At 68.4% G+C, this 16280-nt stretch carries 12 protein-coding genes; 5 read left to right on the top strand and 7 right to left on the bottom strand.

The annotated features are described in order from the left end of the window. Positions 1-47: 47 nt before the first annotated feature. Genes ATL42_RS01830 through ATL42_RS01820 form a run of 3 tightly spaced genes read left to right on the top strand, consistent with a single transcriptional unit; the run spans position 48 to position 2187 of the window. Positions 48-788: a glycosyltransferase family 2 protein gene (locus ATL42_RS01830; protein ID WP_098453889.1), complete on the top strand. Its 741-nt coding sequence runs from the start codon at positions 48-50 to the stop codon at positions 786-788. Further along, entirely contained in the window at positions 785-1156 is a 372-nt protein-coding gene (locus tag ATL42_RS01825; protein ID WP_098453888.1) for a DUF2304 domain-containing protein, read from the top strand. The genes ATL42_RS01830 and ATL42_RS01825 overlap by 4 nt, the downstream gene beginning before the upstream one ends. Continuing rightward, positions 1153-2187 (top strand): glycosyltransferase family 2 protein, encoded by a 1035-nt coding sequence (locus ATL42_RS01820; protein WP_245861997.1) that lies wholly within the window; start codon positions 1153-1155, stop codon positions 2185-2187. The genes ATL42_RS01825 and ATL42_RS01820 overlap by 4 nt, the downstream gene beginning before the upstream one ends. On the opposite strand, the gene ATL42_RS16820 is transcribed toward ATL42_RS01820, so the two are convergent. The 3 genes from ATL42_RS16820 to ATL42_RS01805 all read right to left on the bottom strand — a co-directional run bounded on the left by ATL42_RS16820 (position 2142) and on the right by ATL42_RS01805 (position 8705). Continuing rightward, positions 2142-4322 carry a glycosyltransferase gene (locus tag ATL42_RS16820; protein ID WP_281254261.1) on the bottom strand — a complete coding sequence of 727 codons (2181 nt, stop codon included), beginning with the start codon at positions 4320-4322 and terminating at the stop codon, positions 2142-2144. The two genes, ATL42_RS01820 and ATL42_RS16820, sit on opposite strands and share 46 nt — an antisense overlap. Further along, positions 4319-5716 carry a glycosyltransferase family protein gene (locus tag ATL42_RS01810; RefSeq protein ID WP_098453887.1) on the bottom strand — a complete coding sequence of 466 codons (1398 nt, stop codon included), beginning with the start codon at positions 5714-5716 and terminating at the stop codon, positions 4319-4321. The genes ATL42_RS16820 and ATL42_RS01810 overlap by 4 nt, the downstream gene beginning before the upstream one ends. A gap of 148 nt (positions 5717-5864) precedes the next feature. Continuing rightward, positions 5865-8705 carry a peptidoglycan recognition protein family protein gene (locus tag ATL42_RS01805; protein WP_098453886.1) on the bottom strand — a complete coding sequence of 947 codons (2841 nt, stop codon included), beginning with the start codon at positions 8703-8705 and terminating at the stop codon, positions 5865-5867. A gap of 129 nt (positions 8706-8834) precedes the next feature. Between ATL42_RS01805 and ATL42_RS01800 the strand changes: the two genes are divergently transcribed. After that, on the top strand, positions 8835-9428 hold the full coding sequence (locus ATL42_RS01800; protein WP_098453885.1) for a hypothetical protein: 594 nt from the start codon (positions 8835-8837) through the stop codon (positions 9426-9428). Further along, a complete protein-coding gene (locus tag ATL42_RS01795) occupies positions 9425-11824 on the top strand; it encodes a hypothetical protein (protein WP_098453884.1) in 2400 nt (799 codons plus the stop codon). Before ATL42_RS01800 ends, ATL42_RS01795 begins: the two co-directional genes overlap by 4 nt. A gap of 100 nt (positions 11825-11924) precedes the next feature. Here the strand turns inward: ATL42_RS01795 and ATL42_RS01790 are convergent, their stop codons facing one another. From ATL42_RS01790 to ATL42_RS01775, 4 genes are read right to left on the bottom strand one after another with little or no spacing between them, the layout of a single operon-like run. Next, positions 11925-13157 carry a polysaccharide pyruvyl transferase family protein gene (locus tag ATL42_RS01790; protein ID WP_098453883.1) on the bottom strand — a complete coding sequence of 411 codons (1233 nt, stop codon included), beginning with the start codon at positions 13155-13157 and terminating at the stop codon, positions 11925-11927. Further along, a complete protein-coding gene (locus ATL42_RS01785) occupies positions 13154-14098 on the bottom strand; it encodes a lysylphosphatidylglycerol synthase domain-containing protein (protein WP_098453882.1) in 945 nt (314 codons plus the stop codon). The genes ATL42_RS01790 and ATL42_RS01785 overlap by 4 nt, the downstream gene beginning before the upstream one ends. Then, positions 14088-15173, bottom strand: coding sequence for a nitroreductase family protein (locus ATL42_RS01780; RefSeq protein ID WP_098453881.1), 1086 nt, complete (start codon positions 15171-15173; stop codon positions 14088-14090). Before ATL42_RS01780 ends, ATL42_RS01785 begins: the two co-directional genes overlap by 11 nt. A 10-nt stretch (positions 15174-15183) precedes the next feature. Next, positions 15184-16236, bottom strand: a complete 1053-nt coding sequence (locus ATL42_RS01775) for a glycosyltransferase family 2 protein (protein WP_098453880.1) — start codon at positions 16234-16236, stop codon at positions 15184-15186. Positions 16237-16280 lie beyond the last annotated feature (44 nt).

The following is a 16280-nucleotide window of genomic DNA, read 5'->3' as shown; positions in this document are numbered from 1 at the left end:
CCGCGTCTGGACGATCAACGAGGCACGAAAGGGTAAGATTACGCGTTGTGACAGTCGCCGGGGGGACACAAGTTTTGGTCATTCTTCCAGCATGGAACGAGGAGGAAGCGCTCCCTGGAGTGCTCGACGAGCTGCACGCAGCGCTCCCGGACGCGGACTTCCTCGTCGTCAACGACGGGTCGACGGACCGCACAGCGACGGTCGCCCGGCGAGGCCGGACGAAGGTCCTCGACCTCCCCCTCAATCTCGGTGTCGGTGGCGCCATGCGGGCGGGCTACAAGTTTGCCGCACGCGCCGGCTACGACGTCGCGATCCAGCTCGACGCCGACGGTCAGCACGACCCGGCCGACGTGGAGCAGATCGTCGCCGCGCTGCAGACCGAAGGCGCCAACGTCGTCATCGGGGCACGCTTCGCCGGCGAGGGCGTCTACAAGGTTCGCGGGCCGCGCCGGTGGGCCATGCGGGTTCTCTCGAGCACGCTCTCGCTGGTCACGAAGACTCGCCTGACCGACACGACCTCGGGGTTCAAGGCCTGCGACCGACGGGCCATCGCGGTGTTCGCGGCCGACTACCCCGCCGAGTACCTCGGCGACACCATCGAAGCGCTCGTCATCGCGTCTCGTGCGGGACTGGTCGTCCGCCAGGTCCCGGTCCATATGCGTCCACGTGCAGGCGGGACCGCATCGCACAACCCGTTCAAGGCTGCGCTCTTCCTCTCCCAGGCGGTCTTCGCCCTCGCCATCGCTCTGTCCAGACCACGCCGAGCTGCGGAAGGGGTCACCTTGTGAGCGGCTACTACTTCGCACTGGCCTGCTGCATCGGCCTCGTGTTCTTCCTCGTCGTCCTGCTGCGCCGTCAACGGATGCGCGAGAAGTACGCGCTGATGTGGATCGTCGTCTCTGTCACGGTCTGCATCCTCGGTGCCTTCCCCGGGGTCGTCGGCGACATCGCCCGCACCGTAGGCGTCGAGACGCCCTCCAACCTCCTGTTCGCTCTCGCCCTCCTCGTGCTCCTCGGTGTCAGCATCCAGCTGAGCGTCGAGATCACCGAGCTCGAGGAGGAGAGCCGGACCCTCACCGAGGAGGTCGCCCTGCTGCGCTACGACGTCGAGCAGCTCGCTGCAGTGATGGTCCCGCACCCAGGTGACGGCGAGTGACTCCACGCAGCATCTCGGTGGTCATGCTCGCCTACGGGGCCGAAGAGTTCTTGGCAGAAGCAGTCGCCGCAGTCCTGGCGTCCGACGGCGTCGAGGTCGAGCTCGTGCTCGTCGACAACGGGGCCGCCCCGGAGGCCCTCGCACGTGTCCCGCACGACCCACGGGTGACCCTCCTCGAACCAGGCCGGAACCTCGGTTTCACGGGCGGCGTCAACCTCGGTGCAGCCACGGTGCGCTCCGAGGTCCTCGCCCTCGTGAACAGCGACGCCATCGTCGAAGCACAGGCCCTCCGGCTCCTCGCCGAGCACCTGGACGATCACGGCGTGGGCGTCGCCGGCGCGACGATCCTCCTCGCAGACTCCCCCGATCTCATCAACTCCGCCGGCAACCCTCTGCACGTGCTGGGACTGAGCTGGGCAGGCGACATGGACCGTCCCGCCGCGAGCATCACCGGCGACCGAGCCGTCGCCTCCGCGAGCGGCGCCTGCCTGGCGGTCCGCCGCTCGACGTGGGAGGACCTCGGCGGGTTCCCCGAGGAGCTCTTCGCGTACGTCGAGGACATGGAGCTCAGCTGGCGCTGCTGGCAGCGCGGTCTGCGCGTCGAGGTGCTCGCCGACGCGCGCGCGCTGCACCACTACGAGTTCTCGCGCAGCCCGCTGAAGATGTACCTCGTCGAGCGCAACCGGCTGCTCCTGCTGCTCACGGTCCACGAGGCACGGACCCTCGTGCTGCTCGGGCTGCCGCTGCTCGCGTTCGAGATCGCGATCCTCGTCGTGGCCTGCGTCCAGGGCTGGGGTCGGGAGAAGGTCCGCGGCTGGCGGTGGATCCTCACCCACCAGGCCTGGGTGCGCGAGCGCAGGCGGCTCGTCCAGTCCACACGCACCGTCCCGGACGCGCGTCTGGTCTCGATGCTCACCGACACGTTCGACCCCGCACAGACGCCGCTCCCGCCGGCGGCCGCGCCGCTGGAGTCTGTGCTGCGGGCCTACTGGCGGCTCGCGCGGCGGTTCTTGCGAGACCGACGCTCCTGAGCGGCGCTGCGGAAGCGCCGACCGACGAGATCCACGACCACCCGGACGAGCATCGCTCGCGACCGGACCACGGCGAGCGGGCCGCGTGGCCTGTTCGGGCTCGCGTTGTCCTCGTGGAAGCGTCGCAGGAGCGACCGCGCCTCGACGTGCTGGATGCTGCCGAAGACGTTTCCGTAGAGCGCGATCCACAGGTCGTGCGACTCGTCGAGATACGACGGGAAGGGAAGCACCCGCGCAAGCGCCGAGCGACGCACACCCATCGCACAGCCGTAGTACGGACGGTTGCCCGCGAGGGTCCCGAGGATGTTGCGACCCGGGTGGCGTGAGTCCGCAGCCCGCAGGTGCCAGTCCGCCTGTCCGTACGGTCCCCTGATCGACTCCGGGCCGCCGAGCGTCCCGAGGTTCGTCGCGACCACGTCGACGTCCACCAGCGCGTCGACCATGAGCTGCACGCGGCCTGGCACCCACACGTCGTCCTGGTCGGACAGCAGCACATGCTCACCCGTCGCCATCGCGAGAGCAGCCTCGAAGGTGGCCACGTAGCCCCGGTTGCGGTCGGCGGGAACAAGACGGACGCGCGGGTCGGCGATCGCCTGGACCACCGCGACGGTCGTGTCGGTCGACGCGTCGTCGACGACGACCACCTCGTCCGAGGGCGCGAGCTGATCGAGGATCGAGCGGAGCTGCTCGTCGACGAAGCGCTCACCGTTGTACGTGGCGATGCAGACGCTCACACGCGGCACCGGGAGCCCACCGTCTGCCACAGCGACCGCGTCGGGCAGCACGCTCTGCTCCACCACAGCCTGCTCCACGATGCTCTGGTCCACGACGCTCTGCTCCACCGCGCTCGGGTTCGCTGCCACCTCGAGCAGCGCGGCCCGACGCAGAGCCGTGAGGTGGACGATCAGCCCCGCGACAGGTCCCGCTGCCAGCGCAAGGACGGATCGGGCCTCGAGCGACGCTGGCACCAGCAGTGTCGCCACGGACACGAGGACGGCCGTCACCCAGCCCGCGACGAACGGACCGTGCATCGTCAGCGCCTGGCACAACGCTCCGGTGAGCGTCAGCAGCGCGAGAAGGATCACGGCCAGCGTGAGGCCAGCCAGGACGAGGCCGGGCACCCGGTACGCAGAACCGAAGACGAGGGCCATGATCTGCGGTCCGACGAGCAGAGCGAGGACCGCACCGACCACCCCGACGAGCACGACCAGGCGAGCTGCCGGGAGCATGGCACGCAGCCCCTGATCACGGTGCGCGACGAAGTGGGTGACCGCCACCCCCTGGTAGGCGTTGAGCGGGATCATGAGCGGGGCGCGGGTGAGCGTGATCGCCATGAGGACCGGGGCCGCGAGCGCCATCTCGGCGTCTGGCGTCGTCAGCGAGAGCAGCACGGGGAACCCGACCACGAGCAGCGCGCTCGCACCGGATGCGACGCCTGACGAGGTGACGCGGCGCAGGAAGAGCGGGAGCGTCGAGTCGACCCGCACACCGACAGCGTGGCGGACCTGGCTCGACGTCGCCACGAAGCCAGCCCATGTGAAGGCCGCGGCAGCCGCCGCAGCAGCGAAGCCGAGGACGCCCAGCCCCATGAAGGCGCACACGAGGACGAGCGTCAGCCGGACCAGCGACTCGAACCCGATGAGCGAGGAGTAGGGCCGCCAGATCCGTGAGCCGGCCAGCGACCCGACGGTCGCGGCGTGGAGGGCGTTGCCGGTGACGCCCAGGACGACGAGCCCGCCGAGCGCCCAGGGGTGCATGGTGAAGATCGCCGGCGACCAGACGGGGATGGTCACGCCGACCAGGAGACCGACGACGCACGCGATCCCCACCCCGACGGCCATCACCCGGGGTGGTCGGCCGGCGCCGGTCGTGGGCACCGAGGTGCGGTCCTCGGACGACGTCGCTGCCGAGACGGCGCGCGTCGCCTCGATGGAGAACCCGGTCATGACGCCGAAGAAGGCGAAGAGCGTGGACCAGAAGGTGACGAACGCCGTGTTGTTCTCGACCGGCAGCAGCACCCGGGCGGCGACGGTCAGGATGACGAGGTTGGTGACCGCACCGATGGCCGAGGCCACCGCGATACGGGTGGCGTCGCTCCCACCGATCGTCGGCGTGCGAGAAGGTTCAGTCGTCATCGTGTCAACAGGGTACGGAGCGTGACCAGCCAGACGGCCAGCGCTCCGAGCGCCAGGACGACCTGCGCCCAGCGCGGCCGGACGAACGTTGCAGCGAGCACCACGGCTGCGGGGACGAGCGTGATCGCGTAGCGGCCCGGGATGGCGATGTACGAGCCGTGCAGGACGAAGATGAAGACTGTCATGAGCGGCCCGCCGATCGCGCCGGCGATGAACATCGCCTGGCCGAGGGCGCGCAGCCGCGGGCTCCCGAGCGCGAAGAACGCTCCGCCGACGACCGCAGCGAGCAGGAGCATCCCCACGAGCCGCTGGTCGACGAACCCGACCGCCTCGGTGATGGTGACGTTGCCCGACGGTTCGAGCGGGTCGAGGAACTGCCCGAAGGAGACCAGCAGCTGCCATCCGGTGAGGCTCGCTGTCGCTGTGCGCTCGTTCATCGGAACATCCACGGTCGAGGCGACCGTGCTGGCGGAGACGTAGGCAGACCATCCCAGGAGCGTGGCGAACACCCCTGCTCCGACGGCGATCGCACCGACGAGCATCGGGCGACGACGGTCTTCAGGCAGCTGACCGTCCATGTCCGTCCCGCGTCGCTGCGCGTTCCAGCTGCTCGCCAGCCGGATGAGGATGTAGCACGCGATCATGAAGATCGCCAGGATGTTGACCGTCTTGAGCGCTGCGACGAGCACCGCGACGAGCACCGGCACCCACCATCGTCGGCGCGGCGCGTCTTCCCACACCAACGCCGCCCAGACGATCGCTGCCCCGGCGACGAGGCCGGTCGCGTCTGGTGAGACCGTGGCGCTCGGGAAGAGGATCGAGGGTGTCATCGCGACCAGCACGAGGATGCTCGTCAAGGACGCACGGGCAGCACCGAGCCGCCGACCCACCGAGTACGTGAGCAGGAGCCCTGCGGCGAGCCAGACCGCGCCGACGAGACGCGCAGCGGTGACGAGGCTCTCCGTCCCGGTGACCAGCTGGAGCGGGACCGCCAGGAGCTTGGTCACGGAGTAGTACAGCGGTGTGTACACCGCGCCCGTGTTGAAGCCGTCTTCTTGGAAGTCCTCGGGGTCGAGGTCACCCGGGGTGGTGCACGACGGGCTGGGGTAGCCGTCGAGCCCGCGGCAGGCCTGCTCGCGCAGCGCGTCCTCACCGATCTTCTCGCCGCTGTGCACCGGGACGGGTGCATGGAACAGCGAGTCGATGTGGGTCAGCTCGTCGACGGGGCTGATCGTCGTGAAGGACTCGACGTGGACAGTGACCGTCACGAAGGACACGAGCACGAGGACGAGCGGCGCGATCCATCTGCTCCCGATGGTCCGACGCGCAACGGTCGCCAGTGACGGACGAGACCGGGGTGCGGGCGCTGCAGGGCTGGGAGCGTCTTCCGACATGAACAGGGTGCTCTCTCTACGTCAGGCTCAGTGAGGTGGGCGGCTGTGCGGAGATGCCGTCGACGGCCGCGCCGTCTACCTTATCGGCAATTGCTGCCCGTCCCGGTCGCCCTGCGGAGCAGAGCGACCGGGACAGACCGCACGTCGATCAGGACACGGTGGCCGTCCGACAGCCGAGGTGCGGGTTGGAGCCCGCGGTCGCGTTGATCGCATAGACACAGACCTGGTGCGTCCCCGCGCTCACCGGCACCGCGGTGTCGAAGCCGTGGAGGGCACCGAGCCCATAGGCGCGAGCGATGTCTGATCTGCTCGCGGACGCACGGACCGAGCGGACGGCCTTCCCATCGACGTAGACGTGCACGGAGATGGACGCCGTGGTGTCGGGGTCGAGCGCCCAACCACGGACGCGGACCGTCCCCGACCCGCCGGTGACCTGGTCGATCACGCCGATCGGTGCCGCGTTGCGCACGGTGACGCTCGTGCAGTCGAACCGCGGGTTCCCGCCGCCCTGGGAGTCGATCGCGTACGCGCACACCGTGTGCGTCCCCGCTGTGGCCGGGACGACCGTGCTGAAACCGTGCGCGCTGCCGTTGCCGTACGCCCGCCCGACGTCGGACCGGTTGTCGTCCGCTGCGACGATGCCCGCAAACTTGCCGTCGACGTACACGTGAACTGTGATCGGGTTCGAGGTGTCCGGGTCGAACGCCCATCCGCGGACCGAGATGCTGTCTGTGCCCACGGCGGTCGCCTCGTCGATGACGCCGACAGGGATCTTGTTCGGTACGACGACGTCCTTGCAGCCGATCTTGGTGTTTGCCCCGGCCCCGACGTTGATCCCGTAGACGCACACGGTGTGTTTGCCACCGTTCGCCGAGACGGTCCGCTGGAAGCCGTGGTTGGGCCCGGCCTCGTCGGGGGCCGAGGCCTGGACGTCGGCACGCGGCTCGTCCGCCCGTTCCGCAGCGACCGCCTTGCCGTCGACGTACACGTGCACCGTGATCGGGCTCGTCGAGTCAGGGTCGCGCGCCCAGCCGCGCACGGTGATCGAGCTGGCTGTGACGCTCGTCCCGTCGATGACGCCGACGGGGTTGGACGGCAGAGCCGTGATGGTCCGGCAGCCCATGTGGACGTCCGACCCACCACCCTGGTTGATGTAGCGCACGCAGACCGTGTGCGACCCGGCGGACATCGTGACGCTCGTGTCGTAGCTGTGCGCCCCGACGTCCGAGCGCACCTTGTCAGCGGCGAAGCTCCGTGTGAGGGTGCCGTCGATGAGCACCTGGACCAGGACCGCACCCGAGGTGCTCGGGTCGGTCGCCCATCCGGCGACCCGGACGCTGCTGCCGCCGCCTTGTGCGAGGTCCCACGCCCCCTGCGGGGACTCGGCCACCACGGCGTTCGAGAGCTGGGCGACCCGGTTGCGAATGTCGCCGAGGAGGGCGTAGAGGTACTGCCCGGGGCACGACGTCAGCTGGGCGTCGCGGTGACCGAAGATCGTGCTGAAGGTGACCGAGGTCCCTTCCGGGTACTTCGACGCTCCACCGCCTGACACGAGCGTCACGGACGTGTTGGCCATGATGCGGTGCTGGGCGAACTTCCACGCGATGACCTGGCTGATCGCCTCGGCCATCGCCGCGCTGACCGAGGCGTCCTGATAGTTGCCGATGGCCGAGACGCCGATGACACGCGAGTTGAATCCCCCGGTGTGGATGCCGAGCACGGGCTGGTCGATCCCGCCGGCGCGGCCCTCGTAGATGGTCCCGAACTTGTCGACGAGGAAGTTGTAGCCCACGTCGCACCAGCCACGGCCACCGGACGCCTCTGGGCGCGTGTGGTACTCGGCGATGCCTCGCAGCAGGCCAGGCACCTGAGCGGCTGTGTAGGAGTTGGACGATGCGGTGTGGTGCACCGCGGCGGCCAGCGTCGACGACCCGTAGCCGCCGGAGCACACGGGCGCAGGCGCGCCCCACTGCGCTCGGGTGACGATCGCGGGCTGGGCCATCGTCGCCGCCGGGAGCACGAGGTTCGGCATGTAGGCGGCAGGCACCGTGATTGCTGACGACGACTGTTCGCCGACGACGGGGCCGTCGACGCTCACGCTGGTGGGCGAGACGACCGTGGCCGGTTCCTCCACCGGAACACCCGGAGCGGTGGTCTCCTCCGCGGGAGCGCTCGGCTCCTGCGTCTCGGCCGGCTCAGGAGTCTCGAACGGCTCAGGAGACTCGGTGGCGGCCTCGTCGGTCGGAGGCGTGGTCGCCGTGGCGGCGTCGTCCGCGGACTCCGCGGGCTCGTCTGTCGCGACGTCTGCCGCGGTGGGAACCGGAGCGGGCGTCGGCGTCCCCGAGCTGGTGCTCGCCTCGTCGCCGCTCGGCCCTGCACCTGGGTCGATGAGGACGACCTTGACGTTCTGGGCCGTCCCGGCGGTCGAGGACACGATGAGCTGGACCCCGGTCGAGTCGGGGACGAAGATCGCGTCGGTCGCGCCTCTCGTGGACGGCTCGTCACCGGCGGCCTCGTCGATGTACGGCTCGGCCGGTGCTACCCAGCCCCAGTCGGTCCATGCCCCCTCACGGAACGTCCGGTACTGGACCACGACGTCCTCGAGCCCCAGGTCGAGGTCCCAGGAGATCCCCATGACGCTGAACGGGTCGACCGTCATCTGCTCGGTGAGGACGTCGGTCGTGGCGGTGTCGGGCAACGCGCCCAGCGGATCCTCGACCTCGAGCCCCGGAACCGTGTCCGGGTCGACACCTGGTGCGACAGTGTCAGGCAGCACCTCGTCTGCCTCGGTGATCTCCGCGGAGGCCCCCGGATCGATCCCCGTGAGGTCGAGCTCGACGACGTCTACCTCGGACGACGTGTCTTGGGCCACGTCCGAGACGACGGCCGGACTCGCCGCCGCGACGCTCGGCGCCGTCGCGAGCAACCCCCAGACGAGCACCACAGATGTCACAGAACCGGTCACTGCGCGCATAGATTTTCCCCCCATGCGGCTCAGGCTAGCCCCGAGAACCGCCGGGAAGACGGCGGCGCGCGGGTGGTTCTTGCCTCCACGTTCTTGCCACGAAGCGTTGGTACGGTCGCCGCTGTACCCGTCGAATCTCTCAGATCGAGGACCATGCGCCACCGTAAAGCGATCATCGTGACCCTTGTCGTCGTCGTCCTGCTCGGAGCCGGGGCGGTCCTCGCGCGCACAGCCGGCTGGTGGCCGTTCTCGACGAGCTCCACCTCGGCTGCAGCCGACCCGTCGACGTCGGACCCGTCAGAGACCGCGACCGACGAGCCGTCGCCGCCCGCAGGCACCGACCCCGCGACGACGAGCCCGACCGAGACCGCGCCGCCCGAGCCGAGCGAGCCGGCTGTCACGAACGGCCCTGACACCGAGCCCACGGCACAGCCCACGAAGCCGCCGGGCGGCACGGTCAACGTAGTGACGACCTATGCCAGCTGGGCGCCGGAGACCAACGGCGTCGAGGTCGGTGCGTACGCCGCGACCATCGAGTCGGCTGGGACCTGCACCCTCACCCTGACGTCCGGCAGCACGGTCCGGACAGCGACCCTCGATGCGCTCGTCGACGTGAGCACGATGAGCTGCGGTGGATTCCTCATTCCCGGGGCCGAGCTGTCGACTGGTACCTGGACGGCTGTCGTTACCTATAGCTCGGCCGCGTCTTCCGGCAAGTCAGACCCTGTTGAGGTGGTAGTTCCGTGATCTTGAGTGCCCGACGCCCGATCGGCGTCTCGCTCGCCCTGGCACTCTGTGCCGGCGTCCTCGCCGGGTTCCAGCTCCTCGTCGCGCCTGTTGCGCACAGCGCTGCGGTCACGGACTTCGACCCTGGCTACATCATCAGCGACGCGGTGATGTACGACACGGGCACGATGAGCTCGTCGTCGGTCCAGACGTTCCTCGATGCCAAGGGCGCGTACTGCTCCCCTGCGTCCGGGAGCACGTGCATCAAGAGCTACCGCGAGACGACGCCGAGCCGCACCGCGGACTCGCTGTGCCCGCGCTCGTACGCCGGCGCCTCGAACGAGTCTGCTGCCTCGATCATCTACAAGGTGTCGGTCGCCTGCGGTATCAACCCTCAGGTGCTGCTCGTCACGCTCCAGAAGGAGCAGGGCCTCATCACCTCGACGGCTGGCAAGACCTCGTACACGTACTCGCGCGCACTCGGCTTCGGGTGCCCCGACAACGTCGGCGGCTGGTGCGACCCGACCTATGCGGGCTTCGCCAACCAGGTGTACTCCGCAGCCAAGCAGCTCAAGCGGTACGCAGCCAACCCGACGAGCTACTCCTACCGGGCCAGCCGCACCAACACCGTGCAGTACCACCCGAACACGGCGTGCGGCACGTCGGGCGTGTACATCGAGAACCAGGCGACCGCCAGCCTCTACAACTACACCCCGTACCGTCCGAACGCCGCAGCGCTCGCCGCCGGCTACGGGAGCGGCGACTCGTGCTCCTCGTACGGGAACCGCAACTTCCACCTCTACTTCTCGGCATGGTTCGGCGGGCCGGTGAACCGCACTCCTGTCGGTGTCATCGACTCCGTCACGTCAGACGCGGGCACCGGGACCGTCTCGGTCCGGGGGTGGGCGCTCGACCCTGACACCACGGCCTCCATCAACGTCCACGTCTACGTGGACGGCGTCGCGGTCCGCGCGACGAAGGCGTCCACGAGCCGGCCGGACGTCGGTGCCGTGTACGGCCTGGGGAACGCCCACGGATTTGATACGACGATCACGACGTCGACCGGCACCCACACGGTGTGCGCGTACGCGCTCGACTCGACGTCGGGGAACTCGAGTCTCGGGTGCACGACCGTGTCGGTGACGAACCTGACCCCGAAGGGCACGCTCGACTCCGCGACCGGGACCCCGGGCGGTATCGCGGTCCGCGGATGGGCGTTCGACCCCGACACCTCGGAAGCGATCGACGTCCACATGTACGTCGACGGGAAGTCGGTGAAGTCGGTCAAGGCGTCGTCGTCACGCTCAGACGTCGGCCGGGCGTACGGCGTGAGCTCGAACCACGGGTTCTCGGCAACGGTTCCCGCGAGCGACGGCAAGCACACCGTGTGCGCATACGCGATCAACGTCCCGAGCGGCGGCAACCCGCTCATCGGGTGCAAGACGGTGACTGTCACGAACCTGCCGCCGAAGGGGAACATCGACGCTGTGACCTCTCCGGCGCCGGGATCCGTGAAGGTCCGCGGGTGGGTGTTCGACCCCGACTCGTCTGACGCCGTCTCCGTGCACGTCTACGTCGACGGGAAGCGCACGAGCATCATCACGGCGAACAGCCCGCGGTCCGACGTCGCGCGTGCCTATGGCGTCGGGAGCAGCCACGGCTTCGACGCCACGATCCCCGTCACACGCGGTGACCACTCGGTCTGCTTCTACGCGATCGATACGTCGCGTGGCGCAAACCCGTACCTGGGCTGCCGGACGGTGACCGTCGCGAACTCTCTGCCGACGGGTGCGGTGTCCTCCGCCGAGGGCGTCCCTGCCATGGTCGGCGGTGGCGGCACGGCCGCGCAGGGTTCGTCGCTCAAGGTCGTCGGGTGGGCGTCGGACTTCGACACGACGGCGAAGGTCGACGTCTGGCTGCAGGTCGACGGGGTCACCCAGTCGGCAGTCCAGACGACCACTGAGGTTGCTGGCGCCGGGACCACCGGGTTCACGCTCACGGCACCCGTCAGCCAGGGAGACCACCAGGCGTGCGTCCTGGCCCGCGACCCTGACACGCGGGACGTCGTTGAGCTGGGCTGCAACGACGTCGAGGTGCCGAACACGGCCGCTACGGGCGTCGTCGACTCGATCACGACCGGGTCCGGAACCGTGAGCGTGCGTGGCTGGGCGTTCGACCTCGACACCACGAGCGCCGTCGACGTGCACGTCTACGTCGGCAGCTCGCTCGTCGGATCGGTCAAGGCCGACGCGAGCCGTACCGACGTCGACAAGGCCTACGGCGTCGGGGCGAACCACGGCTTCTCCAAGACGTTCGCTGCATCGAAGGGGACTGCCCAGGTGTGCCTCTACGTCATCGGCTCACCGCGAGGCACAGGCAATCCAACTCTTGGATGCGAGACAGTCACGGTCTCCTGACCGGACCAGCAGTCCTGGCGTAGAGCACACGACTGAGGCGGTGCCCCCACCTGCGGGGCACCGCCTCAGTCGTCGCTCGTCACGAAGGACGCGAGCTGCGTCAGGCCTTGCGTGCCCCGGAGGCCACGCGGAGGATCACGTCAACCTGCTCGAGGGCCGTGGCGCGGACCCGCGGGAACGCTTCGGCGAGGGTTGCTCGCACGTCGGTCTTGGTCGCAGCGAGCTCGGCGAACTTCGCCTGGAACGCGTCATCCGTATAGACGTCGTGCCCCATCGCCCACTGGGCGAGCCCGAACATGTCGAGCACCTCGCGGTACTTGTGGCTCCACCCGATGACGAGCGTCGGCACCTGCATCGCGAGCGACGAGACCATCGCGTGGAAGCGCGAGGCCACGAACAGGTCGCACCGCCCGATGAGGTAGCGCAGCGACTGCGAGCTCAGCTCTGCGTCCGGGAACAGGACCATGTCCTTGCGCTCGACGCCGGCATAGATCTCCCGGCACAACGGCAGGTCGTTGTTGTGCGCCTTGTCCGTGTTTGCACGCGCGCTGTGCGCGACGAGGAAGACCTTCTTGCCCAGCACCCCGGTGAAGTAGTCCACCATGCGCTGGACCTCCGCGACGTAGTTGCCACCCTTCGCTTCGGCCGACTTGCGCAAGACCGCGCTCGGTGAGATGCCGATGACGTCGTTGCCGTCGAAGAAGGTGACGTCGACCGCGGAACGCGCCGCAGCGATGTCCCGCTCGGTGACGTCGAGCGTGAACGCGAGGTCCGCGCCCGCCGTCGTGTTCTTCAGCCCCAGGCCCTCGAGGTGCTCCTGGCTGACCGCACCGCGCGAGACGATGGCCGCCATGCGCGGCAAGATCGCCTTGGCCGCCGTGCTGTTCAGGAACGTCTTGAACGGCCCGAGAGCCTGAGCGCACTTGACCACCGGGGTCCCCACGAACAACGCAGGAAGGACAGACGCGACGTTGTAGATGAGGAACTTGCCGCGACCGTCCACGAACGTGATCCCGCCCTGGTCGAGCAAGACGTCCGCGGAGGCGAGCGCCGCGACCTCAGGGACGCGGGCCGCGATCGCAGCGCGGGCCGGCGGGAGCAGGCGGTAGGCCAGCGCCGCCGAGTTGATGAGCACACCGAGACGCAGCGGAGACGCATCGAGCACCGTGAGGTTCGAGTACTCGTTCTGAGCCGCGTCAGACCGCGGGTACATGCTCAAGAGCGTCACGCGCGCGTCAGCGTCTCTCTCAGAAAGCTGCTGCACAGCGCTCTCCAGCATCGCCGCAGCCCCCTTGTTGCCGGCGAGTGCTGACCCGATGATTGCGTACTTCATTCCGAACGCCCCTTCTTCGATTCGCGGAACTTCAAGGTGCCGTAGATCGCAGCTACCGCAGCGTCCGCGACGGTGGAGTACAGACGTGCGACGAGCGACAGAACGATCGCCTGCTCGACAGGCATATATCTCGAGGCGAGCAGGACGATCACCGACTCGCGGACGCCGATCCCGCTCGGGACCAGCACCGCAAGGATGCCGACGGCGCCCGCGAGGACGTAGATGCAGCCCAGCGCGAGCCACTCGCTCGTCTCGATCGTGAGGAACGACTCAGCCACCGCGATGAAGCCGGCGGCGTTGAGGATCCGAGGAACGACGAACTGGAGCTGGAACTTCGCAGCAGCCCGAGGTCCCAGGAAGTACTCGGGCGGGACGTCCTTCTTCAGGGCGCGTCGCCCGACGAGGTTGATCGCCCAGCGGAAGATGCGGCGGTCCATCACGAGGAGCAACGGCACGAGAGCGAGCAGCGCGGGAAGCACCGCGGTGAGGCTGTCTCCCCCGATGACGCCCGTGTCGAGGACGAGCACCACCACGGTCGGGATCGTCGACGCGAGCAGCAGGAAGACGTTCTCGTAGACGAACGTGATGACGACGAGCGTCTTGGACACTCCGCGACCAGAGCCCCACAGGATCTTGTTGGCCACAGAACCGACCTGGCCCGGGACGTACTTGAGCAGCCAGGACGCGCAGTGCACCCGCACGGCCTCGGCTCGTCCGATGTGGACGTTGCCGAGCTCAGAGGTCATCGACCCCCAGAGCAGGCCGGACGAGACGACCGACGCGGCGAGGAGAACCACGGCGAGAAGGCTCAGCCCGTTGACGGACAGGTCGATCTCGCGTGCGGCGTCCCAGTTGTCCGCGAGGCCACGCCCGAAGAGGTAGGCGACGAGCCCGACGACGAGGAGCGTCGCGCCGAGCCGCAGGATGCGCTTACGGCTCAAGGACGTTGTACCTGCGGAGGACGTCGAGGTCCTTCTTCTGGGAGTACGCGACGAGGCTGTCCGGGTCGGCGTAGCCGACGGCCATGAGCATGACGACCCGCTCGTGAGGAGCGAGGTGGAGGGTCTTGGACATCTTCTGCTCGAGCGGCTCGAAGTCGGGCCAGTTGATGATGCTCGAGCTGAGGCCCTGAGCCTCGAGCCCGTAGATGAACCCCATGCTCGCGAGGGAAGCGTCCACGTAGATGGCGTGACGGTCACGCGGGGAGAAGTACGAATCGAGCCGTCCGACGACGACGACGATCGTCGGGATCTGGTGGCTGTAGCCAGCAGCACCGAACGGGATGCCTGCGACCTTCTGCACCATCGCGGGATCGTCGAAGATCCGGAACTCGTACGGCAACCGGTTGCAGGCCGTCGGCGACTGGCGTCCGATCTCGAGCGCCCGGTCGATCTTCTCCCGCTCCACCCGACGCGGGGAGAACCAGCGGACGGAGCGCCGCTGCTGCGCCAGCAGGAGCATCTGGTCGAAGTCGATGTCGCTGCGCTTGATCGAGCTGTGGGCGTAGGGCTTGGCGTTCCCCGGCTCCGACAGGTGGTCGAGCGCCTCGAACTGCTCGCGGGCCTTGCGGACCGCGGGGCTCGAGTCGTCGACGATGGCGAAGTACTCACGGAGCACGTCTTGCGCCCACTGGAGCTCGGCAGCGTCGATCGTTGGTCCGGACCCCGACCTCACAGCCACGCTGTAGAAGTGGACGGTCTCGAGGATGTAGTCACCGGCGAACGAGCTCCTCCGCGGCTGCATGAGGATCCCCTTCTCCAGCCGGTGGACGTTGCGACGGAGCTCGACGTGCGTCACCCGCTCCTGGGAGAGGTTGCGGTAGTACGAGCGCCGACCCGAGAGCACCGCGTACTGCTCGCGGTTGAACGTCCCGAACCCGAGCACCGAGTACCCGGTCGCGCCGGCACGCGTGCTGCCGCCGACAGCGAGCACTGCGCGGTTCGCCCCCTCGTACGTCGTGCGCACGGCTGGGATCGCCAAGAGGTTCTTGGCGATGTTCTTGAGCTTCTTGATCACGCGAGGTCCTTCATCCGAGAGGTTGGGCGATTCTGGGTGCCGTCGAACGGCTGATGTCTTTTGGTTCGAGCTGCTCGGCGGGCAGGGACGCTGCACCCACCGGCTCGCGCGGCGCGACGTCGTCGCGACCGTACTGGATCTCCTTCACGCGCTCGAGCGTGTCTTCCAGGAGAACACGGTTCGTCCGCTGGAGGTCCGCGATGACGAGCAGGGCGAACGAGAGGAGCGAACCGACGAGCATGCCGGTCCCGAAGACGAGCGACTGTATGTGCCCCTCGGTGTCACCCTGGAACCAGAAGACGAGGAACCGGACGAACGGCACGAGCGCGAAGAGGCCGAACACGACGCCGAGCGTGAGGAACACCATGTAGGGCTTGAACATGATGTAGCTGCGGCTGATCGCCGAGGCCGACTTCACCATGTGCTGCCCGATGTTCTTGAAGAGCCGGGACTCGCGGGTCTTGGCGTTCGTCGTGATCGGGACGCTCGCGATCCGCAGGCGCTTGTTCCCTGCCTGGATGATCGTCTCCATGCAGTAGCTGAACTGCGTCACCACGTTCAGGCGGACGAGCGATGCGCGCGAGTAGGCGCGGAACCCGCTCGCTGCGTCAGGCAGCGCCGTCTCTGCCGCCTTGTTGACCACGGCGCTCCCCACGCGCTGCATGACCCGCTTGAACGGCGAGAAGTGCGCGATCGTCGCGGTCTGCCTGTCACCGATGGCGATGTCCGCCTCGCCGGCGAGCAGCGGCTGCACGAGCGCGCCGATGCTCTGCTGGGGGTACTGGTTGTCGCCGTCCGTGTTCACGACGATGTCGGCCCCGTTCCGCAGGGCGTAGTCGACACCGTCCCTGAAGGAGCGTGCCAGCCCCATGTTCCGGGTGTGCCGGACGAAGTGCACCACGCCGAACTCCCGCGCGACCTCGACCGTCCGGTCGCTCGATCCATCGTCGATGATGAGGATCTCGATCTCGTCGATGCCGTCGATCTCCGTCGGGATCGTCTCGAGGACCGACAGCAGCGTGTCTTCCTCGTTGAGGCAGGGAACTTGCACAAACAGTTTCATGGCACTCTCATGTCGGCGGGGATACTGCACCATGCTAGCGGGAC

Origin of the sequence: Sanguibacter antarcticus, from assembly GCF_002564005.1 — a bacterium.
GTDB classification, from domain to species: Bacteria; Actinomycetota; Actinomycetes; order Actinomycetales; family Cellulomonadaceae; genus Sanguibacter; species Sanguibacter antarcticus.
This window is presented reverse-complemented; position numbering and strand designations above follow the sequence as displayed.